The organism is Sphingobium sp. TomTYG74 (genome assembly GCF_055393875.1).
Genome location: NZ_AP027341.1, coordinates 724,424 through 747,778 on the forward strand (window position 1 = coordinate 724,424; position 23,355 = coordinate 747,778).

The following is a 23,355-nucleotide window of genomic DNA, read 5'->3' on the forward strand; positions in this document are numbered from 1 at the left end:
TTATCAACGCCCCTTAGCACGCTATGATGTTGCATGGCCGATGAGTTGACCGACAATGACTATGCGGCCCTTGCCGATTTCCGCTTCTCCCTGCGGCAGTTTCAGGCGTTCAGCGAAAGGGAGGCGGCGCAGTGCGGTCTGACGCCCCAGCAGCATCAAGCTCTCCTCGCGATCCGCGCCGCACCACGGGGTAGGGCGACGGTAGGGCATGTCGCGGAACGGCTGATCCTGAAACCCCATAGCGCGACCGGCCTTGTCGACCGACTGGAGGCGCTGGGCCTCGTGCGGCGCCGTTTATCGGAGCAGGATCGCCGACAGGCGCTGCTCGAACTAACTGAGCAGGCGCACGGGATACTCACCACACTCAGCGCCGCGCATCGGCAGGAAATCGGGCGGCTGCGGCCGCTGTTGATGGAGTTATTGGAAAGGGTTGCGGTTTAAGGAGCAGACCCTGCGCGCTTCGTGTAAATTCTACGCGTGACGCGTAACTTCGTCATGTTTGGATGAGGGTGGGATCGCTGGGCCTCTGCCAGCCAAACTAGCCGACGGCGCGCTTCTGTGAAGCGAAATCCGGTCGCAGCATCCGGGACGAGAAATCTTCTTACGGCAGGTCCGGTAGAACAAGGCGCGCCAGTGCCATCCCGGAATGAAATGCTGTTGTTCTGGGAAAAATGGTGGACGCACTTGGGCTCGAACCAAGGACCCGCTGATTAAGAGTCAGCTGCTCTACCAACTGAGCTATGCGTCCACACTCGCTTTCGGATCGCTCCGTTTGGAGCCTCGCCTTGGCGTGGCCGGGCGGTTAGCATTATCCTCCGGCTTTGCAAACAGTAAATCGCCGCAGTGCGGAAAATTTTGGCTAGCGGCTACTTTCAGCCCCAATTTCCGGGCCGTCTCCCGCCCCGTCGGCTGGACCGGTCAATGGCCATGATGATCCCGATGCACAGCATGACGGTCAACATGGACGACCCGCCATAGGACATGAAAGGCAGGGGAATACCAACGACAGGAGCGAGGCCCATCACCATCATGAGGTTGATCGCGACATAGAAAAAGATCGTCGTGGTCAGGCCCGCCGCGACCAGCCGCGCATATTTGTCCTGCGCGCGCAGCGATACGCCGATACCCCACCGGAAGAGCAGCAGGAACGCGCCGATCAGGAATATCCCGCCGACAAGACCCCATTCCTCCGCCATGGTGGCGAAGACGAAGTCGGTATGACCTTCGGGAAGATAGTCGAGGTGGCTCTGGGTGCCCTTTAGGAAGCCCTTGCCCCAGATGCCGCCCGACCCGATCGCGATCTTCGACTGGCTGATATGGTAGCCCGCACCCAGCGGATCGCTTTCCGGATCCATGAAGATGAGCACGCGCTTTTGCTGATAGTCGTGCAGGAAACTAAAGGCGATCGGGATGATCGCCGCTATCACCAGGCCCGACCCCACGAACAGGCGCAGCGGCAATCCGGCCAGGAACATGACTGTTACGCCGCCCGCCGCGATCATCGTCGCTGTCCCCAGGTCCGGTTGTACCAGAACCAACGCCCATGGCACCCCGATGAGGACGAGCGCGGGCCATATCGCCGTCCAGCGGCGGATTTCACCTACCGGGAGCAAAGCATAAAAGCGCGCGACGGCCAGAACGATGATCGGCTTCATGAATTCCGATGGCTGCAACTGCATGAAGCCAAGGTTGATCCATCGCTGACTGCCGCCCGCAACGCCGCCGATCAGTTCGACAAGCACCAGCGAGATGAGAACAGCCCCGTAGGCGGGGAAAGCGAACCGCGCGAAAATTTCGAGCGGCACCCGGCTGATGACGAAGGCCATCACCGAAAAGATGACGAACCGCACACCCTGGTTGATCGCCCATGGCGTAATGCTGCCGCTCGCAGCGCTGTAGAGTACGAGAGTGCCAAAGCCCGCGATCGCGACTAGAAGGCCCACCACCCGCCAAGGGAATTCCGTAAGTGGCTGGGGAACAATGCTCATCAATCTGCTTCCGTGTTCGGACCGCGCTGAGGCTGAGCGCTGTTAGCAGTGGCCGACGCATTGGCTGGCGATGCTGCGTTGCCGCTGCTCACCGCCTCTGAAGCCTTGGCCCCATCAGGCACGGCCTCTCCCTTCCTGATCGCCTTGGCGAGGCGATAGGCTGCCATCTGCCGCTCCATGCGCTCAGCAGGGGTGCCACCCCAGCCTTTCTCCAATTCAATCAGCCTTGCCATAGCCTTTGCTGGATCGAACAGAAAGGTCAGCACATCCTTGGCTACAGGGGCGGCGGCGCGTGAGCCGCCCATCCCATGTTCGATCACAACCGATGCGGCATAGCGCGGATTGCTTGTGGGAGCGAAGCAGACGAACAGGCCATGGTCGCGATATTTCCATGCACCGCTTTGCCCGCGCTGGCTGCCCGCTATCTTTCGGACCTGCGCAGTGCCGGTCTTCCCGCCCATCTGTATGCCGGGCAGGTCCAGGCGGCTGCGTCCCGCAGTTCCATCACCGTTCACCACTTCCCACATGCCCGCTCGCACGGCGTCGAAATGCTCCTTGGGAAAGGGCATGAACGGTGCTTCGGGATAGCGGCCTTTCACCAAACGGGGCTGAATGTTACGGCCCGACGCGATCCGCCCGGCCATGACGGCCAGTTGCAGAGGATTCACGACCACATAACCTTGGCCGATGGACGCATTGAGCGTGTCGGATGCGGTCCATTTCTGGTCATAGCGACGCATCTTCCACTCGGTATCAGGCATGGTACCATAGCTTTGCGAAGTCACCGGAAGGTCGAACTTTTCGCCAAACCCCATGGCATGTCCCATCCGAGCGATCACGTCGATGCCGACCCGGTTGCCCATCGTGTAGAAATAGGTGTTGCAGCTCTTGGCCAGAGCGCGGTGCATGTCCACCGAACCGTGGCGGCCAAGACAACGGAAGAACCGGTTGCCCAGCCGGTATCCTCCCGGACAGTGCACCCGTTCCTTCGGATCGATCCCGGCGCTCTGCAATGCCATCGCCACCATCGGCTTGAAGGTCGAACCCGGCGGATAAAGGGCGTTCAAGGATTTGTTGATCAGCGGATGGCGTTCATCGCTCGACAGCATGTCCCATTCATCATGGCTGATGCCGTCAGAGAAATTATTGGGATCATAGGCGGGCATCGACGCCATGCACAGGATTTCTCCTGTCAGACAATCGATGACAATGCAGGAACCGGATTCTGCACCTAGCCGACGCCCAGCATAATCTTGAAGTCCGGCATCGATGGTAAGTCTCACTGCATTACCCGGCGCGTCGGGTCGCGTAGTCAACTCCCGAACGATCTTGCCGCGCGCCGTCACCTCGACCCGCTTGGCCCCGGGCTTCCCTGTAAGCTCAAGGTCGAACCATTTCTCCAGGCCTTCTTTGCCCACCTTGAAGCCTGGGGTAATCAGCAGCGGGTCCTTGCGCTTCTCATAATCCTTCGCTGATGCTGCGCCAACATAGCCTAGTAGGTGGCCAACCGTTGATCCCGTGGAATAATAGCGAGAAAACCCCTGGCTAGGGGCGACCCCGGGGAGGTCGGGCAAACGAACGCTGACGGCTGCAAACTGGTCATAGGTTAGTTTTTCAGCGACCTGGACTGGCCGGAAACCGGGCGCCTTGTCCAGTTCGGTCCTGATCCGCTCAACCTCGTCCGGAGCCAATCCCAGAAGGTGCGCCAGGTTGCGCAACGTGCCTTCCGGATCAGTGACACGCTCCGGAATCAGGTCGACGCGAAAATCCGTTCGGTTATTCGCCAGCGCGCGGCCGTTCCGATCCAATATCCACCCACGACGCGGGGGAGTGAGCGTCAGGTTGACGCGATTGCTTTCCGAAAGAAGATTATATTTCTCGTTCTCCGCGACGCTGATCCAACCCATTCGGCCAATCAGCATGGCGCCGATCCCGGCTTGCAGTCCCCCAACGACCATCGCTCGACGGGTGAAGGTGAAAGATAGCGATGCCTCGGTGACGATCTTACGCTTGAGCTTGGGCAGCTTCATGCCATCACGCGCCAGCGATCGATCCGGGCGCATTGCCGCACCACGAAGGGGAAGAGCAGGATCGTCCAGAGCATTTGTGGGGCGACCAGTTCCAGCTTGATGTTTCCTCCGCCGGTAATCCGAGCAAAGAACAGGCCACCGGCGATACAGAAGATAATGGCTACCGCCGCGATTAGCCAGTCCTGCCGATAGCTGCGCCACACCATGCGATGTTCTACGGCGTCAATCCCGATCAACATCATGGTCCACAGGAACATCGCCGATCCGATTGGCTGCCCGCTCATGATGTCGTCGAACAGGCCGAGTGGAACGCCGATCCAGACGCGCCACAACTCTGGGCGCAGCAATCGCCATGACAGCAATAGCAGCAAACCGAAGGGCGGCATGATCGGCGCCTGCGCGATAATCGGCAGGATTGTGATCGACGATCCCAGCATGACCGTGATGACGGGCGTTCCGGTCAGACGAAAGGTGGACGGAGAGCGGCCCAGCCTGGGAACATGCTGGAGGTGCGGGTCGATCATGGCGCGCTGGCGTTCGCCGCCGCTTCGGCTGACGCGGCTTCAGGTGTGGTCGGGCTGCTGCGGCTCACGACCTCTTCAAAGGAGCGTTCGACGATCACGGCATCCACTTTCGACGGATTGGCGAGCGGCACACCATAGGCGATCTCGCCCGCTATGCGCACGACAACCGCAACCGGAATATTGGGTTGATATATACCGCCGACACCTGATGTAACCAGGATGTCGCCGGGACTGAACGGATTTCGGCCTGCCGCGAGGGAACGGATTTCGACGGTTCCATCGCCTAGTCCGGTTGAGATAGCCGCGACGCTGTCCGTCGCACGACGGACCGGCACGATGTTGCTGCTGTCGGTCAGCAGCAGCACGTCAGCCGTGTTGGGCGTAACGCTGTGGATGCGGCCCACCAGGCCCTCGGATGCACGTACCGGCATCCCGGGGCGGACGCCTTGCCATCGGCCGGCGTTCAGGCGGGCGAAACGGCGGGCGCTGGAGGAAGAGGAGGATATCAGTCGTGCCGTGAGAAGGTCGCTCTGATCTTCATCGACCAGCTTCAACAGCTTCTTGAGGCGCAGATTTTCCTGCGCGATCGCCTTCGCCTCGATGATTCGGTTGCGATCAGCATCCACCTGATGGCGCAAGGCGATATTCTGTGATCCGGCGCGCCAATAGGCGGTCAGCACGTCGTCCAGCGAACTGGCTCCGCTCACCATGTTGCGCAGGCCGAGCGACGCGGGGCGGGAGATTTCCGCCGTAGCCATACGGATCGCCGCGAATCCTGTGGGATCGAAAATTGCCACGGCGACCAGCAGCAGGCCAGCAGCCGCACCCGTTACCGCCACAACATAGCTGGCGAACAGGCTGTACTGCGCCTTGCGGTTATGGCCGGGACGTCGGCTGGATGGCCGCGCCATGCTGTGGTCCCCCTGACCTTAAGCGGTCTGCAGCACGCCTCGGAAGATCGGGTCCTCCATCGCGCGGCCGGTGCCGATGGCAACGCAGGTCAACGGATCTTCGGCGATCGTGACGGGCAGGCCGGTCTCGTCGCGCAATTCATCGTCCAGACCCTTCAGCAGCGCGCCGCCGCCAGTCAGAACGATCCCCTGATCCACAATGTCCGCCGCCAGTTCCGGCGCAGTATTTTCCAGAGCGATCCGGACACCCTCAACGATGGTGCTGATCGGTTCCGCCAGCGCGTCGGCGATCTGGCCCTGGTTGATGGAAATTTCCTTGGGCACGCCGTTGACGAGATCGCGACCCTTGATGTGGATGGTTTCGCCCACACCGTCTTCGGGGGGCTGGGCCACGCCGAACTGCTTCTTGATGCGCTCGGCGGTGGCCTCACCGATCAGCAGATTGTGGTGGCGGCGGACGAACGAAACGATGGCTTCGTCCATCTTGTCACCGCCGACACGTACGGAAGTGGTATAGGCAAGACCGCGAAGCGAAAGCACTGCGACTTCGGTGGTGCCGCCGCCAATGTCCACGACCATTGATCCGATGGGCTCGGTCACTGGCATGTCGGCGCCGATCGCGGCGGCCATCGGTTCCTCGATCAGGAAGACCTGGCTCGCGCCCGCATTGCTCGCCGCATCGCGAATCGCGCGGCGTTCGACGCTGGTGGAGCCTGACGGCACGCAGATCACGATCTCAGGGAAGCGCCAGGGGCGCGACTTGCCGCCATGCACCTTCGTGATGAAGTGCTTGATCATCTGTTCGGCGACATCGATGTCGGCGATCACGCCGTCGCGCAGGGGGCGGATCGCCTCGATCGAATCGGGCGTCTTGCCCATCATCAATTTGGCATCGTCGCCCACGGCCTTGACCCGTTTCACGCCGTTCAGTGTCTCCACCGCCACGACCGATGGCTCATTCAGCACGATTCCGCGGCCCCGCACATAAACGACGGTGTTCGCCGTGCCGAGATCGATAGCCATATCCTGGGAGGAGAGTTTGAAAAGTCGCGAAAAGATCGACATGCTTGTTCCTGTTCAGCCCGCCCGTCCCGGCGACGCGAACCGGGGCGTTCGGAGGTCCCTGCCACGTTCCGCCGCCCCTGTCATCATTCCGTGTGATGAGGCAAAATTTTCGGGGGCAACGGCTCGCGGAAAGCGCTCGCTTGGGCTAGTCACTAATCAATGTCAATACGCCGCCTGCCCGAACATCTGGTCAACCGTATCGCTGCCGGTGAAGTGGTCGAAAGACCCGCCAGCGCGCTCAAGGAAATTGTTGAAAACGCTTTGGATGCCGGAGCAACCCGCATTTCCATAAGGTTAGGCGGCGGCGGGCTCGACCGGATAGAGGTCAGCGACGATGGCTGCGGCATGGCGCCTGACGAGATCGCACTGGCGCTGGAGCGGCATGCGACGTCGAAATTGCCGGACGATGCGATCGAAAATGTATCGACCTTGGGCTTTCGCGGTGAGGCGCTGCCATCCATCGCCAGCGTCGCGCGCCTGTCGATCGACAGTAGGCCCAAGGGGCAGGACGGCTGGAACCGCACTGTCGATAATGGCGCGCTGTTGTCTGAGGGGCCTGCCGCCCTACCGCCCGGCACTCGCGTGACCGTGGAGCAGCTTTTCGCGCGGGTGCCCGCCCGCCGCAAATTCCTGCGCTCGGCCAAGGCGGAATATGCCGCCTGCCTCGACATCGTCCGCCGCCTGGCGATGGCGCACCCCTCCGTTGCCTTCACCATGGAGCATGACGGCCGCCGAGCCGTCGCCGTGCAGGCAGGAGAAGCGCGGGAGGATCGGGTTGCCGCGCTCACCGACCGTGCGCTTGCCGAGAATCATGTGATAGTCTCGCTCGAACGGGAAGGCGTTCGTTTGTCAGGCGTTGCATCGCTCCCGACCTATAATCGTGGCGTCGGGGATCATCAGTTCCTCTTCGTGAACGGCCGCCCGGTTCGCGATCGCCTGCTGATAGGAGCGGTGCGCGGTGCCTATGCCGACATGCTCGCACGCGACAGGCATCCCGTGGTGGCTCTGTTCCTCGACGTTCCGCCGCTGGAGGTGGACGTCAATGTCCACCCGGCAAAGACCGAGGTCCGCTTCCGTGATCCAGCCATGATCCGGGGCATGATCGTTTCAGGCGTGCGCCGGGCACTCGATGCGGAAGGGTTCCGATCCGTGCAGCAGGCCGACCCGGCGAGCCTTTCCGCCTGGAGGGCAGAGCCTGTATCGCCCACCCCCATCAATGCACTCCCCATCTTCGAAGCTGCGTCAGCATCCTACACGCCCCCCGCCGCAGCATTCGCCGATCGCCGCCCTTCCTTCTTCGCCCCTCCGCCGCAAGCGCGCGCGGAACCCGCCGCCGCACCCGCGCCGGAAGGAACCAGCTTCCCGCTTGGCGTCGCGCGCGGGCAGGTAGCGCGAACCTATATCGTCGCAGAGGCTGAGGACGGGCTTGTGATCGTCGATCAGCACGCCGCGCATGAGCGCCTGACGCTCGAACGCATGCGCCGCGCCATGGAGGGACAGGGCGTCGCCGCACAGGCGCTGCTGCTGCCCGAAGTAGTCGAACTGGACGAGCCCGCCTGCGACCGCCTCGAAACGCGCATCGATGAGTTGCGCGACTTCGGTCTCGAACTGGAGCGGTTCGGTCCCTCCGCCATGCTCGTGCGCGCGGTCCCCGCAATGCTGGGGCAGGGTGATGTGCAGGGACTCGTCACCGACCTCGCCGATGATCTGGCTGCCTATGATGATGCTCTGTCCTTGAAGGAACGGCTCGATCTGGTCGCGGCGACGATGGCATGCCACGGATCGGTGCGCGCCGGTCGTATGCTGAGCGTCACGGAAATGAACGCGCTGCTGCGCGAGATGGAAATCACGCCGCGTAGTGGCCAGTGCAACCACGGCCGTCCGACTTGGGTGAAGCTGGGTCATGGCGACATCGAGAAGCTGTTTGGGAGGAAATGACCATGCGCATGATCGCCTGCTTGGCTACCTTGAGCCTGTCCGTGCCCGCCCTTGCCGCAACGCACGGCGCTGACCCATGCCGCAATGCGCCGCTTCCCCCCGAACCATGGACAAGTTGGAACCAGAGCGGCTCGGAGACAGCGGCGGGCGAAGCAGCTTCCGCGCCCCGGCTGATCCTCGGCAAGCCGATCGTCGCAACCTTGCGTCCTTCAGCGCAGGTCCAATATGCTGTGAAGCCCGGACGTCAGCAGCCTAAAAGCTATGGCGGCCTCTTCAGCCTGGCGATCAAGGCACCTGCACGGGTGGGTATAGGCCTGTCTGGTTCCGCCTGGGTCGATATCGTCACCGGCCGCAGCGCAGTCGCCTCTGCCGCCCATGGTCATGGCTCCGCATGTTCGGGCATTAAGAAGATCGTCTGGTTCGATCTGCCGCCGGGCCTGCACCTCGTTCAACTGTCGAACTCGTCAGCCAGCCAGATACGCCTGATGGCTGCGGATGCTCTCGCCAACCAGCCACTGCCGCCAAAGCGCGACAGATAGGCTGCCGATCCGTTCAGTTCGGACGGGTGCGAAAAAGCACGATGGGCATCAGCGTCATGACCGGCTCGTCATCCTGGTTGAAGATCGTCACCTTGCTCTTGATGATGCCCATCTCCGGCCTGCTGCGCGAGGCCTTCTTTTCCACAACCTCTGATGCGCCCCGCAGCGTGTCGCCCGGTCTGACCGGCCGCAACCAGCGCAGTTCATCTATGCCCATGGCACCCAGGCTCGCATCCTGATGTCCGCCAGCCTGCATTTTCGCGACGAACATCTTCATGAACAGCGCAGTGGTGTGCCATCCGCTGGCCGACAGGCTGCCAAAATGCGTTTCTGCCGCAGCTTCGTCCGAAAGGTGAAAGGGCTGGGCATCGAATTCAGCGGCGAAGGCAATGATCTCGTCGCGGGTGACGGTGATTGAACCGAACTCCAGCTTGCTGCCGACTTCCACATCTTCGAAATAGACAATCTCGCTCATGATCCAGCACCTCTCACGTTGCAGATGATCTAGGCAAGGCTTACGTTTACGTCAATGTCAGGATGGCGCGATCCATTGGCGCAGCATCCGCCACAGCTCTGCCTTCTTGTCGCGGGATAGCATGGTGTTAGCGCCACTACTGGACGGCAGGTTGATCAAGGACAGCCCCGTGTCTGCGCCGATCTGGCGGCGGCCATGCACAGACGCCGTCTTGCCGTTGAAGGCAATCGCTCGCAGCGCAGGCAGGCGCGCGATAAAGGCGCGTAAATCCCGAAGTTCCGCGCCACGGATCGCGCTGTCGAGGCTACCTTCCCGGTCTGCGCTCTCGATCACGTCCCACAAACCAACGCCTCGCCCACGCAAACGCTTCAGCCGCATGGCATAGGGAAGGGCGCGCAAATCCTCGCCCAGCACATCACCCATCAGCGACCAGAAAGCATTGCCGCGATGAGCATAATATTCGCCTTGCCTGATCGAGGCATCCCCCGGAAGGCTGCCGAGAATCAGCAGTGTCGTGCGTTCATCGACGCTCGGTGGAAAGGCGGCCTTGCGCTGGGCCGGTATCTGGCCGGGCCGCAGCGTCACGGCGTCAGACGTTGAAGCGGAACAGCATGATGTCGCCGTCCTGCGTCACATAATCCTTGCCTTCGGACCGCCACTTGCCCGCTTCCTTGGCTCCGGCTTCGCCATTGAACTGGACATAGTCGGCATAGGCCATGGTTTCGGCGCGGATGAAGCCTTTTTCGAAATCCGTATGGATCGCGCCTGCCGCCTGGGGCGCCTTCGACCCCTTGGTCACAGTCCAGGCGCGTGCTTCCTTCGGACCAACGGTGAAGAAGGTGATGAGTCCGAGCAATTCATAACCTGCCCGAATGATGCGGGCGAGACCTGCTTCGGTCAGGCCCAGCGCTTCCAGATATTCGGCGCGCTCCTCGACCGGCATGGTGATGAGTTCCGCTTCGATCGCGGCCGATACGATGACCGCCTTCGCGCCCTCTGCCGCAGCCTTCTCAAACACACGAGCGGAATGGACATTGCCCTCCGCCGCCGCTTCTTCCTCGACATTGCAGACATAGAGGACAGGCTTGGCGGTCAGCAACTGGGCCTGCTGGAAGATGCGGGCCTCCTCGTCATCGGCGGGCTGCGTCAGCCTCGCGGGCTTGCCGTCGCGCAGCAAGTCCAGCGCCTTGCCCAGCACGGATGCGGCCACCTTTGCTTCCTTGTCGCCTTGCGCCGCCTTTTTGGCGAAGTTCGGCACGCGCTTTTCCAGGCTTTCCAGGTCCGCCAGCATCAACTCAGTCTCGACGGTCTCCGCGTCCGCGATAGGATCGACCTTGCCCTCGACATGGGTGATGTCGCCATCCTCAAAACAGCGCAGGACGTGGACGATGGCGTCCGTCTCGCGGATATTGGCGAGGAACTGGTTGCCCAGCCCTTCGCCCTTGGAAGCGCCGCGAACCAGGCCTGCAATATCGACGAAGGACAGCTGCGTTTCGATGATCTTGGCGCTGCCGCCAATCTTCGCAATGGTCTGAAGCCGGTCGTCGGGCACGGCGACGCGGCCTTCATTGGGCTCGATGGTGCAGAAGGGATAATTCGCCGCCTGCGCCGCCTGCGTTTCAGTCAGCGCATTGAACAGGGTGGACTTGCCCACATTGGGAAGCCCGACGATACCGCAACGAAAACCCATGGAACTGCCTTCACGTCAAAATGATGGCCGGGCCGATAGCCTGTTCCGCGTCCGAAGGCCAGCCTGTGCTCAGCGCCGGAAGAAGAGGGTGATCGACGCGACATGGTTCATGCGCTCGTTCCCGCCCCGCTGGTTGATGATCTGGTTGAGGTAGCCAATCTCAGCCGTGGACTTGCCCATCAGCTTGACCTCCGCGCCGACAAAGCTGCGTAGCTGGTCGAAGCCCGCCCTTTGCCCCCAATCCGTGCTGTTGAGAGCGGCAAATCCTTCCGCATAAACCAGCGCATTGACGGCCCGACTGTCAGTTTTCAGCGGCCTTTCATAGCGGAGCATCTCCCGCAGTCGCCATCCCATGCCGTTGCCATCCGAACGCCAGCGTTGCTCCAGCCGCGTGCGGGACGATAGTTCGCCGTCCCAAGGCTTGCCGATCGTCCAGTTGATCTGTTGAAAACTACGCTCTTCATTGACGTCGCGCCCGCCCTGCGACGGCAGGACGATATGCGCATAGCCCTGATAGACGGATAGATCGGGCGACAGCTTCCATCCAACCGCACCGCGCAGGAGAGTCTGGTCGGCCCGTGAGGCGCCATTGCCGAACCGGGGCTGGATCTCGGCGAAATAGATGAGGTCGCCGCTGACCGGTCCCATGGCAGTCAGATTCACCCAGACCTGCTCATCTTCGGCCGTCGCCGCATGCGCGGCAGCGCCGGTTAGAAGGGGGCAGGCGCCTAGAAATGCGCGGAAAGAACGAGCAATAGTGCGGGAGCGAAACATGGCGCGTACCTAGTCTTTCGCTCTTGCCGTCCCATGTCCCTCGGATAAGTTTTTATGTCTGTCAGGTGATCACGCTCGGCCGGTCCATGCTGGTAAATCCTTCGATATCCGCGATGTCTTGCGCGGCCCGGACCAGCGGCGCGAGGGCGTCGGCGGTTTCCATACCAAGGTTGCCGTCACGATCTACATAGCGTTCAATATAGACGCGCAAGGTAGCGCCTTCGGTGCCGGTGCCGGAGAGGCGAAACACTATGCGCGAACCATCTTCGAACAGGATGCGGATACCCTGATTGCGGCTGATGGACTGGTCGGTAGGATCAGTATAGGCGAAATCATCCGCGCTCTTCACGGTGCCGCCACTGTTCAAGGTTCCGGGCAAGGTGGAAAGCTTGTCCCGCAGCGCACCCATCAGCGCTTCGGCGCGATCCTTGGCGATGGCTTCATAATCGTGCCGCGCATAATAGTTGCGGCCGTAAGTAGCCCAATGCGCCTGCATGATCTCCGTCACGCTTTGCCTGCGGGCCGCCAGGATGTTCAGCCACAGTAGCACGGCCCAGATGCCATCCTTTTCCCGGACATGATCCGAACCCGTGCCCGCGCTTTCCTCGCCGCAGATCGTCGCCATGCCCGCGTCCAGGAGGTTGCCGAAGAATTTCCATCCGGTCGGCGTCTCGTAAAGCGAAATGCCCAACTTTGCCGCCACCCGGTCGGCAGCGCCACTGGTGGGCATCGACCGCGCAATGCCCTTGAGGCCCTTCGCATAGCCGGGCGCAAGATGCGCGTTGGCCGCCAGCACCGCGAGCGAGTCCGATGGCGTCACATAGCAGTTGCGGCCGATGATCAGGTTGCGATCGCCATCGCCGTCCGACGCAGCACCGAAATCGGGCGCGTTTTCGCCCATCATCCGGTCGTACAATTCCTTTGCGTGGACTAAATTGGGGTCGGGGTGGTGATGCCCGAAGTCGGGCAGGGGTGTGCCATTGCGCACGGTTCCGGAGGGTGCGCCCAGGCGCCGCTCGAAAATCTCTGTCGCATAAGGGCCGGTGACCGCGCTCATTGCGTCGAAGGAGAGGGTGAAGCCTTGGCCGATCATCTCCCGAATGGCTGGAAAGTCGAACAGTTGCTCCATAAGGTCGGCATAAGCGGCAACCGGATCGAGCACTTCGACCGTCATTCCGCCAAGCTGGGCCGTGCCGATGGTGTCGATGTCGATGTCGTCCGCATCGATGATGCGATAGCTGTCGATCGTGAGCGTGTGGGCATGGATCGCGTCCGTCACTTTCTCCGGCGCGGGGCCGCCATTGCCCACATTATATTTGATGCCGAAATCCTCGTCCGGGCCTCCGGGATTATGGCTGGCCGACAGAAGCAGACCACCGAACGCGCCTGACGATCGGATCAAATGCGATGCCGCAGGGGTCGATAATATGCCGCCTTGCCCGACCAGCACACGGCCGAAGCCATTGGCGGCCGCCATCTTGAGCACAATCTGGATGACTTCGCGGTTGAGATATCGCCCGTCGCCGCCGACCGCCAGGGTCTGTCCTTCAAATCCGGTCAGACTGTCGAACACCGACTGCACGAAGTTGGCGGCATAATGAGGCTGTTGAAAGACGCGCACCTTTTTGCGCAGACCGGAAGTGCCCGGCTTCTGGTCATTGAAAGGCTTAGTCGAGACGGTCAGTATCACCTGTATCCCTTTGGGAAGTGGAGCAGGCGTCTTCTATGGCCCGGCAATGCTGCACTGCGCAATCCATTCCCCTGATTTCACCGCACAGACAGGGCGGCGGAACGGACTTTCACTTATTAGCGCATGCCCGCAGATCAGTCCGCCAGCCTCAGCGCCACCTCATTCATGAAGCGCGCGTCGTCGCCCTTGGCCAGCCATTCTGCCTCGACGCCGATCGCGCCCAGCATGTCGGCCAGCGCATCCATCTCGCTCTTGTGATAATTGCCAAGCACATAGCCATGCACCCGGTCCTTGTGCCCCGGATGCCCAATTCCGATCCGCACGCGGCGGAAGTCCGGGCCGATATGCGCATCCGTCGATCGCAGGCCGTTATGTCCCGCATTGCCGCCGCCGCGCTTTACCTTCACCTTCATCGGCGCAAGGTCCAGTTCGTCGTGAAAGACGGTCACGTCCTGCGGCGTCAGCTTATAAAAGCGCATGGCATCGCCGACCGACCGGCCGCTTTCGTTCATGAAGGTGGCGGGCTTCAGCAGGATGATCTTCTGAGGTCCAATACGACCTTCCTGCACCCATCCCTGAAACTGCTTTTTGGGCGGGGAGAAGCTGTGCATGTCGGCGATGACGTCGGCCGCCATGAAGCCGACATTATGCCGGTGCATCGCATATTGGGTGCCCGGATTGCCCAGCCCGACCCAGATCTGCATCCCACGTCTCCAAACAAAGCGAACCCCCGTTCGCCTGAACCTGCCGAAGGACCTCTCTTCTCTTTCAAGGAAAAGCAAAGGGCTTCGACAAGCTCAGCCCAAACGGGGGTGAGCAAACCGGCAATCGGTTAGCCGGGGGTGAAAGGCTTATTCGCCTTCCGCCGGAGTTTCGTTGTCGCCCTCGGCGCTCTTCATGGCGGACGGTGCAACGATGGTCGCGACGGTGAAGTCGCTCTCATCATGCGCAGCCTTCGCGCCCTTGGGCAGCTTCACCGTGCCGATGTGGATCGATTCGCCCACGTCGAGGCCAGTCAGGTCAACAACGACGTCGTCGGGGATTTCGGCCGCGTCGACGATCAGTTCGATTTCATGCGCGACGATGTTGAGCACGCCGCCCTTCTTCAGGCCAGGCGAAGCGTCTTCATTGGCGAAGCGAACCGGCACATTGACGTGAACGGTGGCATGTTCCGAAACGCGCAGGAAGTCGGCGTGCAGCGGACGATCGGTCACGGGATGGAAAGCGACATCCTTGGGCAGGGTACGAACCTGCTTGCCGCCAACCTCGACCATGACGACCGAGTTGAAGAAGTGGCCGGTGCCGAGCAGCTTGTTGAGGAGCTTTTCCTCGACATGGATCGACTGGGGTTCTTCGTTCATTCCATAGATGACGGCGGGTACGCGGCCCTCACGGCGGAGAGCGCGGGAGGCTCCCTTGCCTGCCCGATCGCGTGCCTCTGCCGACAGCGTAAGCTGCTCGCTCATTGCGTGTCTCCAAAAGCTGATATGTCAAAACTTCCCGCAACGCCTCCAGGGATGACCATCACGGGAAGGCGGCCCTGTAGCAGAAAGGCGGGCAAAGGCAAGGGCGCGGCGCTATTGCACCCGTGTCACTTTGTAGCCGCGCGCCTCAAGCAAGCTGATAAGGTTGTCCCGCCCCGTAAGATGCCCCGTGCCCACCGCGATGAAGGGGTGCCCCTTCAGCTTGGCGATAACTTCGCTCCAGTCCCGATTGCGGGCAATCAACACCGCCCTTTCAACCACCGGATCGGGCTGTTCTCCACCCTGATCCTCGCGCGCGATCGCAGCCATGTCACCCTTCAGCCAGGCATGAAGAATGCGTTCATATAGCATCTTCATCCCCTTGGCCTCCGCCACAGTCTGGGTCAGAAGTTGCCGCTGCGAGGCCTCGGGCAAGGTATCAAAGGCGCCGAACTGCCGCGCCACCGTCTCCAGTCCGCCAATTGGCTTGCCCGCCTTCTGAAATGCGGCGATCAGCACGGGCTCGACACCCTCATCGGCGCTCAGGCGCAGCGACTGCTGAGCCGCCGCCGAAAGCAGCATCGCGGCTGCCCAGCTTTCATATCCGGACAGAAGCTGCATATTAGCGCCCCCTTCGCCAGCGATCCGCTGAAGCTCATCCCGCTTGTCCGCAGGCACACGGGCTTCGAGCGTGGGGAGATTGGGGCTGCGGCCCATCTTCTCGAACAGCGCCCTCGTTCGCATCTGGTCCTGAATTTCCGCAGATTCGAGCACCAACTGGTCAGAAGCGTCCATCGCCTGCTGGATCTTCTCCGTCCGCCAGTCGACCCCCTTGGGCAGCACATGAATGGTCCCGAACAGCCATCCATCGACTCCATGCCCCTGCACTCGCCATAGTGCAGGCCCGCCACCTGTCGGAGGCGACACCGGCTCCGGCCCGCACGCCGCGATCAGCAGCAGCGCGCATAGGCCCAGCCACCGTAGCAAGCTCACTCGGCGACCCTGGCCGATGCGACGTTCATTCCCTTCAACTGCTCCTGTACGCTGCCCTTGCCTGCCAGATGCCCGGCGCCGACAGCGATGAACACCGTTCCGGGGTGCGCCAGCCGTTCCTTGATCCATTTGGCCCAATTCATGTTCCGCTGAATCAGCAGCACCTGAGCCAGTTCCGGCGTAGCTTCGAGCGATTCGTTCATTTCAGCGGCCAGCTTGTCCGGATCACCCTCCTGCCAGTGCGCGATCAGGCGGGAGAATTCCTTGTCCATGTCCGGCAGACCCTCCACGGTCGCGTTCAGGAACTTGACCTGGCTGTCCATCGGCAGCCCGGCGAAATAGCCCAGTTGCTGCTCCACCGTCTCCAGAGCGCCTATCTTCTTGCCCGCCGCCTTTGCTGCGGACGTCAGTGTCTTCTCCGCGCCAAGGTCCGCTTGATAGCCAAGCTTTTCGAGCGGCTTTACCGCCAGCGCCATGCCAGCCATCCAGGGATTGAAGGGCTCGAACATCTGCCATGGCAAGCCGTTCGCCGCCATCGCCGCCTGATATTTACCCCGCATGTCGGCATCCAGACGATCCGACAGCTTCACCCCGTCATGCGCCAGCGCCGTATGCGCCATGGTTGCGGCCATCGCCTGCGGATCTTCCGGCTCCACGATCTCCAGCACCAGCTCGTCTGACGCATCGAATGCCTGCTTGATCCCGCCCCTGAACCATTCGGTCCCGGGTTTCAGCACATGCACCGTGCCGAACAGGTAGATGGTGGTATCCTCATCCTTCACCTGCCACAGGGCGGGCGTCGCATAGGCGGTCTTCGTCGCTGGCGGCCGAGCGGTGGCCTGCTGTTCCTGAGTGCAGCCGCTTAGCAGCAGTAAACCCGCGACCATCAAGCGCGAAAGCGACCATTTCATACCGGCTGTCGATCCATTGCGAAGAGTTTCGCCATATCCATGCGGGGCAGGCGGCATTTGGGCAAGTGGATTAACCCCCTTCGCACCCGCTTTTCCTTGACCCAAAAGCCCTCCTGCGCCAAGGCGCGCGCGATCAAACCGTCATTTTCGCAAGGGACCGTCCGTGGCGACAGGTAAGCCGCTCTCCTTTCAGGACCTGATCCTGACCCTGCACGCCTATTGGGGAAAGCAGGGCTGCGTCATCCTGCAACCCTATGACATGGAGGTCGGCGCGGGCACCTTCCACCCCGCCACCACCTTGCGCAGCCTTGGTCCCAATGCCTGGAATGCCGCCTATGTGCAGCCCAGCCGCCGCCCGACCGACGGTCGCTATGGCGAAAATCCCAACCGGCTCCAGCATTATTACCAATATCAGGTGATCATGAAGCCGTCCCCGGCCAACCTTCAGGAGCTGTATCTGGGGTCGTTGGTCGAGATCGGCATCGATCCCCTGATCCACGACATTCGCTTCGTCGAGGATGACTGGGAAAGCCCGACGCTTGGCGCATGGGGCCTAGGCTGGGAAGTCTGGTGCGACGGCATGGAAGTCACCCAGTTCACCTATTTCCAGCAGATGGGCGGCTTCGACTGCAAGCCGGTCGCGGGCGAGCTGACCTACGGCCTCGAACGCCTCGCCATGTATATTCAGGGTGTGGACAGCGTATATGACCTGAAGTTCAACGACGCGGGCGTCACCTATGGTGACGTCTTCCTCGCCAACGAGCAGCAGATGTCGAAATGGAATTTCGAGATCGCCGACACGGAAAAGCTGTTCCGCTGGTTCAAGGACGCCGAGGCCGAGTGCAAGGCGTCGCTGGAGGCGGGCGTCCCGCTCGCCGCCTATGATCAGGCGATCAAGGCGAGCCATGTCTTCAATCTGCTCCAGGCGCGCGGCGTGATATCGGTGCAGGAACGCGCCAGCTACATCGGCCGCGTCCGCGACCTTGCAAAAGGCTCCTGCGAAAAGTGGATGGAAGTCAACGGGTGGGCCGCGTGATGCGCGCCCCTCTCTTCCCGTTCGGGCTGAGCCTGTCGAAGCCCCTTACTTCTCTTCAGAATATGGTGTCGGAATGAGCGACTTCCTCCTCGAACTCCGCTGCGAAGAAATCCCGGCCCGGATGCAGCTCAAGGCATCGGAAGACCTCGCCCGCCTCTTCACCGAAGAACTGGCAAAGGCTGGCCTGAAGCCCGAAAACATCGACAGCTTCGTCACCCCCCGCCGCCTCGCCCTGATCGCGCGCAACCTCCCGCTGGAAACCGCCGCCGTCAGCGAGGAATTCAAAGGCCCCCGCACCAGCGCCCCCGCGCAGGCGCTTGAAGGCTTCCTCCGCAAGACCGGCCTGACACAAGACCAGCTCGAAGACCGCGACGGCGTCTGGTTCGCCACGGTCAACAAGCCCGGCCGCGCGACGGCGCAGGTTCTGGCCGAAGCCGTCCCCACCATCGTCCGCGCCTTCCCTTGGCCCAAGTCGATGCGTTGGGGCACGGCCTCCCAGACGACCGAAAGCCTCCGCTGGGTCCGCCCGCTGCAAGGCATCGTCGCGATCCTCGGCGAAGACTTGGTCGACATTGAAATCGAAGGCGTCCGCAGCGGCTACGCCACCCTCGGCCACCGCTTCCACCACCCCGGCGAAATCACGATCGGTAGCGCCCACGACTATGTCGAAAAGCTGCGCGCCTGCCATGTGATCGTCAGTCATCAGGAACGCCAGTCGATCATCGAGGCAAAGGCGAACGAAGCCGCCGCCGCGAAGGGCTACACCGTGATCGAGGACAAGGGCCTCATCGCGGAGAATGCCGGGCTGACGGAATGGCCGGTCCCGCTGCTAGGCGATTTCGATCCGGCGTTTCTTGAGGTTCCGCCTGAAGTCATCCAGCTAACCCTACGGATAAACCAGAAATATTTCGTGCTGCGTGATGGCGCGGGCAAACTCGCCCCCGCCTTCATCTGCACAGCCAACATCGAGGCGAAGGACGGCGGCGAAGCCATCATCGCAGGCAACCGCAAGGTCCTCGCCGCCCGCCTCTCCGACGCTCGCTTCTTCTGGGAACAGGACCGCAAGACGAGCCTTGAAGACCACGCCAAGAAGCTCGAACGCATCACCTTCCACGAAAAGCTAGGCACCGTCGCCGACAAGGTGGAACGCGTAGCCAAACTAGCCCGCTGGCTGGTAGAACAAGGCATCATAACTTCTTCCCCCCTCCCGCAAGCGGGAGGGGCCGGGGGTGGGCAGGCGCCAACGGTCGCTGAATTGGCCAACCTAGCCGAACAAGCCGCCCGCCTAGCCAAAGCCGACCTCGTCACCGAAATGGTCGGCGAGTTCCCCGAACTTCAGGGCATCATGGGCGGCTACTACACCCGCGCCGAAGGTCTGCCTGATGCCGTGGCCGACGCCATCCGCGACCACTACAAGCCGGTCGGGCAGGGCGACGATGTGCCAACCGCGCCGGTGACGGTGGCGGTGTCGCTGGCGGATAAGCTGGACAGCATCATTCACTTCTTTGCTGTCGGTTTAACACCGACGGGTTCCAAAGACCCATTTGCGCTGCGGCGCTCGGTCCTCGGAGCAATTTCTCTTATTCTCGAAAACGCATTGCGTCTGCCTTTGAGTAATGTTGTGGGGCATACCTATTGGCAGAGCTTGCAAGCTTGGTTGCGTGAAGGTCGGCTGAATATCTTCTCCGAAGATATTCGCTTCACTAGCTTTGATAAGAACAACGAGCCGATTGAAGAATACGGTCGGCTCTATGATGCGCCTCGAGAATCTGAATGTTGGGACGATTTCTTTCGTTATACTCTTGGCGGCTACGACGTTGAGCAAGTCGGCTTATATTGGTTTGGCGCTCAGGCGAAGCAAGGCTTACATCTCGATCGCACGGCAGTAGCCGAACATGTGGCATTCTTGGGATCAGTGGCGAGTATAATAGAAGCGATTATCGACTTCTTCGCCGACCGCCTCAAGGTCCAGCAAAAGGAAGCGGGCGTCCGCCACGACCTCATCGACGCCGTCTTCGCCCTCGGCGGCGAGGACGACCTCGTCCGCCTGCTCGCCCGCGTGAAGGCGCTCCAGTCCTTCATCGCCACCGACGACGGCACCAACCTCCTCGCCGGTTACAAGCGCGCCGCCAACATCCTGAAGAAGGAAGGCGTCGAAACCGCTGAAAAGGTCGAACTGACCTACACCCCCGAACCCGCCGAAGCCGATCTCATCGCCGCCCTCGACACCGCCGAACCACACGCAACCGCAGCTGTTCAGGCGGAAGATTTCGAAGGCGCCATGGCCGCACTCGCAACATTGCGCGCGCCGATCGACGCTTTCTTCGACAAGGTGACCGTGAACGACGCTGATCCGGACAAGCGGTCGGCTCGCCTCGCGCTGCTGGCGCGGGTGCGGGACGCCGTGCATGCGGTCGCCGACTTCTCGAAAATTGCAGGGTAGTTCGGAAAAGTCCGACGCTTCACAGCAATAGAGGATAGAGAAGAACAAAGGATCATCGTAAAAGCGGGTGCGTTCACCGCCCCGCCTGTTGTAGGAAAGTTGCTGCAACGCACAAATACACGGCAATCAGTGCAGGGAGAGCCGGGACTATGTTGACAATGGAAGAGGCCAGCATGAGCACGACCGCGACGCGTTATGTCTATCGTTTCGGCGGCGGCGTCGATGATGGTGGAAAGGGTAACAAGAATCTCCTCGGCGGCAAGGGCGCCAATCTCGACGGCATGGCCGCCATCGGGTTGCCTGTTCCTCCGGGCTTCACCATCACGACCGAGATGTGCACCCGCTATTATGAAGATGGCGGCGTATTCCCGGATAGTCTGAAGGCGGAAGTCGGAAACGGCATCGCCCATATCGAGGGTGTGACGGGCAAGAAGTTCGGCAACGCGGCCGATCCGCTGCTCGTCTCCGTCCGCTCAGGCGCGCGCATTTCCATGCCAGGCATGATGGACACGGTCCTCAACCTCGGCCTGAACGACGAAACCGTCCTCGGCCTCGCCACCGCATCGGGCGACGAGCGTTTCGCCTGGGACAGCTATCGCCGCTTCATCCAGATGTATTCCGACGTGGTGCTGGAACTCGACCATGGCGCTTTCGAGGAAGCGCTCGAAGTCGCGAAGGAAGATCAGGGTTATACGCTCGACACGGAAATGACCGCCGATGACTGGAAGGCGCTCGTTGCTGAATATAAGGCCCTTGTTTCAAAGCTCTGGAATAAGCCCTTCCCGCAGGACGTAAACGACCAGCTCTGGGGCGCGATCAGCGCCGTGTTCGGCAGCTGGCAGGCCGACCGCGCGAAAGTCTATCGCCGCCTGAACTCGATCCCGCACGATTGGGGCACTGCCGTCAACGTGCAGGCGATGGTTTTCGGCAACATGGGCGATACCTCGGCCACTGGCGTCGCGTTCACCCGCGATCCTGCAACCGGCGAAAACGCCTATTATGGCGAATATCTGATCAACGCGCAGGGTGAAGATGTGGTGGCGGGTATCCGCACGCCGCAGTACCTGACCAAGCAAGCGCGCGAGCGGGCAGGGGCCAAGCCGCTGTCGATGGAAGAGGCGATGCCGGAAACCTATGCCGAACTGGCGCGGGTGTTCCAGATCCTCGAAACCCATTATCGCGACATGCAGGACATTGAGTTCACGGTGCAGCAGGGCAAGCTCTGGATGCTCCAGACCCGCTCGGGCAAGCGCACCGCCAAGGCCGCGCTCAAGATCGCGGTCGAAATGGCGAGCGAAGGCCTGATCACCGAGGAAGAAGCCGTCGCCCGTGTCGATCCCGCCGCGCTCGACCAGCTTCTCCACCCGACGCTCGACCCCAAGGCACCCCGCGACGTGCTGACCAAGGGCCTGCCCGCCTCGCCGGGCGCCGCTTCGGGCGCGATCGTGTTCGACGCCGACACTGCCGAGCGTCGCAATGAGCTGGGCGATTCGGTCATCCTCGTCCGCGTCGAAACCTCGCCCGAAGACATTCACGGCATGCACGCGGCCAAGGGCATCCTGACCGCGCGCGGCGGCATGACGTCACACGCCGCCGTGGTGGCGCGCGGCATGGGCCGTCCCTGCGTGTCCGGCGCGGGAAGCCTGTCGATCGACAACGCCGCCAAGACGCTGCGCATCGCTGATCGCACGCTCAAGGAAGGCGACATCCTCACCATCGACGGCGCGACCGGCGAGGTGATGGCGGGCGAGGTCCCGACCGTGCAGCCCGAACTGGCGGGCGACTTTGGCGTCCTGATGGCCTGGGCCGACAAGGTCCGCCGCTTGCGTGTCCGCGCCAATGCCGAAACCCCGCAGGACTGCCAGGTCGCGCGTGAGTTCGGCGCCGAGGGCGTAGGCCTCTGCCGTACCGAACATATGTTCTTCGACGCAGCCCGCATCACCGCCGTCCGTGAGATGATCCTCGCCGACAGCGAAAAGGGCCGTCGCGTGGCGCTCGACAAGCTGCTGCCCGAGCAGCGCGACGACTTCGCGCAGATATTCATGGTCATGGCGGGCCTGCCCGTCACCATCCGCCTGCTCGACCCGCCGCTCCACGAATTCCTGCCGCATGGCGAAGCGGAGTTCGAGGAAGTGGCCAAGGCCGCAGGCGTGGGTGTGGACGCGCTCAAGCGCCGCGCCGCCGAACTGCATGAGTTCAACCCGATGCTCGGCCATCGTGGTTGCCGCCTCGGCGTCACTTACCCCGAAATCTATGAGATGCAGGCCCGCGCCATCTTCGAAGCCGCGCTGCTCGTTAAGCAGCGCAGCGGCGAGGCGCCGATCCCGGAAATCATGATCCCGCTCGTCGCGACCAAGAAGGAGCTGGAACTGATGAAGGCGATCGTCGATCGCGTCGCCAGCGAAGTTTTTGCGGAGCAGGGCGCTTCGGTCGAATATCTCGTCGGCACCATGATCGAACTGCCGCGCGCTGCGCTGAAGGCAGGCGAGATTGCCGAAGTGGGCGAATTCTTCTCCTTCGGCACCAACGACCTCACCCAAACCACCATCGGCATCAGCCGCGACGATGCGGGTCGCTTCCTGACGCAATATGTGGACAAGGGCATTTTCGCCCGCGACCCGTTCGTCAGCATCGATGTGGAGGGCGTGGGCCAACTTATCGAGCTAGCCGCCGAACGCGGCCGCGCGACCCGTCCGGGGATCAAGCTCGGCATCTGCGGCGAACATGGCGGTGATCCGGCCTCCATCGCCTTCTGCGAGCAGACCGGCCTCGATTATGTCTCGGCCTCGCCCTACCGCGTGCCGATCGCGCGTCTTGCCGCCGCTCAGGCCGCATTGGCGAAGAAGTAAGGCTCCAGCCCCTCCCGCGACCGTGGGAGGGGCACC

At 61.9% G+C, this 23,355-nt stretch carries 20 protein-coding genes and 1 tRNA gene; 6 read left to right on the forward strand and 15 right to left on the reverse strand.

Annotation, left to right across the window (positions count from 1 at the left end; all coding sequences use genetic code 11):
- The first annotated feature begins 33 nt into the window (after positions 1-33).
- Positions 34-441, forward strand: a complete 408-nt coding sequence (locus ACZ5TB_RS03800) for a MarR family winged helix-turn-helix transcriptional regulator (RefSeq protein WP_464792063.1) — start codon at positions 34-36, stop codon at positions 439-441.
- Between the two features lie 231 nt (positions 442-672).
- On the opposite strand, the gene ACZ5TB_RS03805 is transcribed toward ACZ5TB_RS03800, so the two are convergent.
- From ACZ5TB_RS03805 to ACZ5TB_RS03830, 6 genes are all read right to left on the reverse strand, one after another.
- A tRNA-Lys gene (locus tag ACZ5TB_RS03805) sits at positions 673-748 on the reverse strand.
- Between the two features lie 124 nt (positions 749-872).
- A complete protein-coding gene (gene rodA, locus ACZ5TB_RS03810) occupies positions 873-1,988 on the reverse strand; it encodes a rod shape-determining protein RodA (RefSeq protein ID WP_464792064.1) in 1,116 nt (371 codons plus the stop codon).
- Positions 1,988-4,018 (reverse strand): penicillin-binding protein 2, encoded by a 2,031-nt coding sequence (gene mrdA / locus ACZ5TB_RS03815; protein WP_464792478.1) that lies wholly within the window; start codon positions 4,016-4,018, stop codon positions 1,988-1,990. Before mrdA ends, rodA begins: the two co-directional genes overlap by 1 nt.
- Positions 4,015-4,542: a rod shape-determining protein MreD gene (gene mreD / locus ACZ5TB_RS03820; RefSeq protein WP_464779440.1), complete on the reverse strand. Its 528-nt coding sequence runs from the start codon at positions 4,540-4,542 to the stop codon at positions 4,015-4,017. Before mreD ends, mrdA begins: the two co-directional genes overlap by 4 nt.
- Positions 4,539-5,453 (reverse strand): rod shape-determining protein MreC, encoded by a 915-nt coding sequence (mreC, locus tag ACZ5TB_RS03825; protein WP_464779441.1) that lies wholly within the window; start codon positions 5,451-5,453, stop codon positions 4,539-4,541. Before mreC ends, mreD begins: the two co-directional genes overlap by 4 nt.
- An 18-nt stretch (positions 5,454-5,471) precedes the next feature.
- Positions 5,472-6,518 carry a rod shape-determining protein gene (locus tag ACZ5TB_RS03830; RefSeq protein WP_007685698.1) on the reverse strand — a complete coding sequence of 349 codons (1,047 nt, stop codon included), beginning with the start codon at positions 6,516-6,518 and terminating at the stop codon, positions 5,472-5,474.
- 159 nt (positions 6,519-6,677) lie between these two features.
- Between ACZ5TB_RS03830 and mutL the strand changes: the two genes are divergently transcribed.
- Entirely contained in the window at positions 6,678-8,456 is a 1,779-nt protein-coding gene (gene mutL, locus ACZ5TB_RS03835; protein WP_464792065.1) for a DNA mismatch repair endonuclease MutL, read from the forward strand.
- Positions 8,453-8,995 (forward strand): hypothetical protein, encoded by a 543-nt coding sequence (locus tag ACZ5TB_RS03840; protein WP_464792066.1) that lies wholly within the window; start codon positions 8,453-8,455, stop codon positions 8,993-8,995. Before mutL ends, ACZ5TB_RS03840 begins: the two co-directional genes overlap by 4 nt.
- 13 nt (positions 8,996-9,008) lie before the next feature.
- On the opposite strand, the gene ACZ5TB_RS03845 is transcribed toward ACZ5TB_RS03840, so the two are convergent.
- From ACZ5TB_RS03845 to ACZ5TB_RS03885, 9 genes are all read right to left on the reverse strand, one after another.
- The gene (locus ACZ5TB_RS03845; RefSeq protein ID WP_464792067.1) at positions 9,009-9,470 is read right to left on the reverse strand and encodes a MaoC family dehydratase; all 462 of its coding nucleotides are present in this window, start codon (positions 9,468-9,470) and stop codon (positions 9,009-9,011) included.
- 57 nt (positions 9,471-9,527) lie between these two features.
- On the reverse strand, positions 9,528-10,055 hold the full coding sequence (locus ACZ5TB_RS03850) for a DNA-deoxyinosine glycosylase (RefSeq protein ID WP_464792068.1): 528 nt from the start codon (positions 10,053-10,055) through the stop codon (positions 9,528-9,530).
- Between the two features lie 4 nt (positions 10,056-10,059).
- Positions 10,060-11,160: a redox-regulated ATPase YchF gene (gene ychF, locus ACZ5TB_RS03855; RefSeq protein ID WP_464792069.1), complete on the reverse strand. Its 1,101-nt coding sequence runs from the start codon at positions 11,158-11,160 to the stop codon at positions 10,060-10,062.
- A 69-nt stretch (positions 11,161-11,229) separates the two neighbouring features.
- Positions 11,230-11,934, reverse strand: coding sequence for a DUF2490 domain-containing protein (locus tag ACZ5TB_RS03860; RefSeq protein ID WP_464792070.1), 705 nt, complete (start codon positions 11,932-11,934; stop codon positions 11,230-11,232).
- Between the two features lie 61 nt (positions 11,935-11,995).
- On the reverse strand, positions 11,996-13,624 hold the full coding sequence (locus tag ACZ5TB_RS03865; protein WP_464792071.1) for an alpha-D-glucose phosphate-specific phosphoglucomutase: 1,629 nt from the start codon (positions 13,622-13,624) through the stop codon (positions 11,996-11,998).
- Between the two features lie 134 nt (positions 13,625-13,758).
- Positions 13,759-14,328, reverse strand: coding sequence for an aminoacyl-tRNA hydrolase (gene pth, locus ACZ5TB_RS03870; protein ID WP_464792072.1), 570 nt, complete (start codon positions 14,326-14,328; stop codon positions 13,759-13,761).
- Positions 14,329-14,475: 147 nt separating this feature from the next.
- Positions 14,476-15,090 (reverse strand): 50S ribosomal protein L25/general stress protein Ctc, encoded by a 615-nt coding sequence (locus ACZ5TB_RS03875; protein ID WP_464779450.1) that lies wholly within the window; start codon positions 15,088-15,090, stop codon positions 14,476-14,478.
- A gap of 111 nt (positions 15,091-15,201) precedes the next feature.
- Positions 15,202-16,080, reverse strand: a complete 879-nt coding sequence (locus ACZ5TB_RS03880) for a TraB/GumN family protein (protein WP_464792073.1) — start codon at positions 16,078-16,080, stop codon at positions 15,202-15,204.
- A complete protein-coding gene (locus tag ACZ5TB_RS03885) occupies positions 16,077-16,967 on the reverse strand; it encodes a TraB/GumN family protein (protein ID WP_464792074.1) in 891 nt (296 codons plus the stop codon). Before ACZ5TB_RS03885 ends, ACZ5TB_RS03880 begins: the two co-directional genes overlap by 4 nt.
- 187 nt (positions 16,968-17,154) lie before the next feature.
- On the opposite strand from ACZ5TB_RS03885, the gene ACZ5TB_RS03890 reads away from it, so the two are divergent.
- The 3 genes from ACZ5TB_RS03890 to ppdK all read left to right on the forward strand — a co-directional run bounded on the left by ACZ5TB_RS03890 (position 17,155) and on the right by ppdK (position 23,319).
- Complete coding sequence (locus ACZ5TB_RS03890) at positions 17,155-18,027, forward strand: glycine--tRNA ligase subunit alpha (protein ID WP_464792075.1); 873 nt, start codon at positions 17,155-17,157, stop codon at positions 18,025-18,027.
- Positions 18,028-18,100: 73 nt separating this feature from the next.
- Entirely contained in the window at positions 18,101-20,470 is a 2,370-nt protein-coding gene (gene glyS / locus ACZ5TB_RS03895) for a glycine--tRNA ligase subunit beta (protein ID WP_464792076.1), read from the forward strand.
- A gap of 149 nt (positions 20,471-20,619) precedes the next feature.
- On the forward strand, positions 20,620-23,319 hold the full coding sequence (ppdK, locus tag ACZ5TB_RS03900) for a pyruvate, phosphate dikinase (RefSeq protein ID WP_464779454.1): 2,700 nt from the start codon (positions 20,620-20,622) through the stop codon (positions 23,317-23,319).
- Positions 23,320-23,355: the final 36 nt, after the last annotated feature.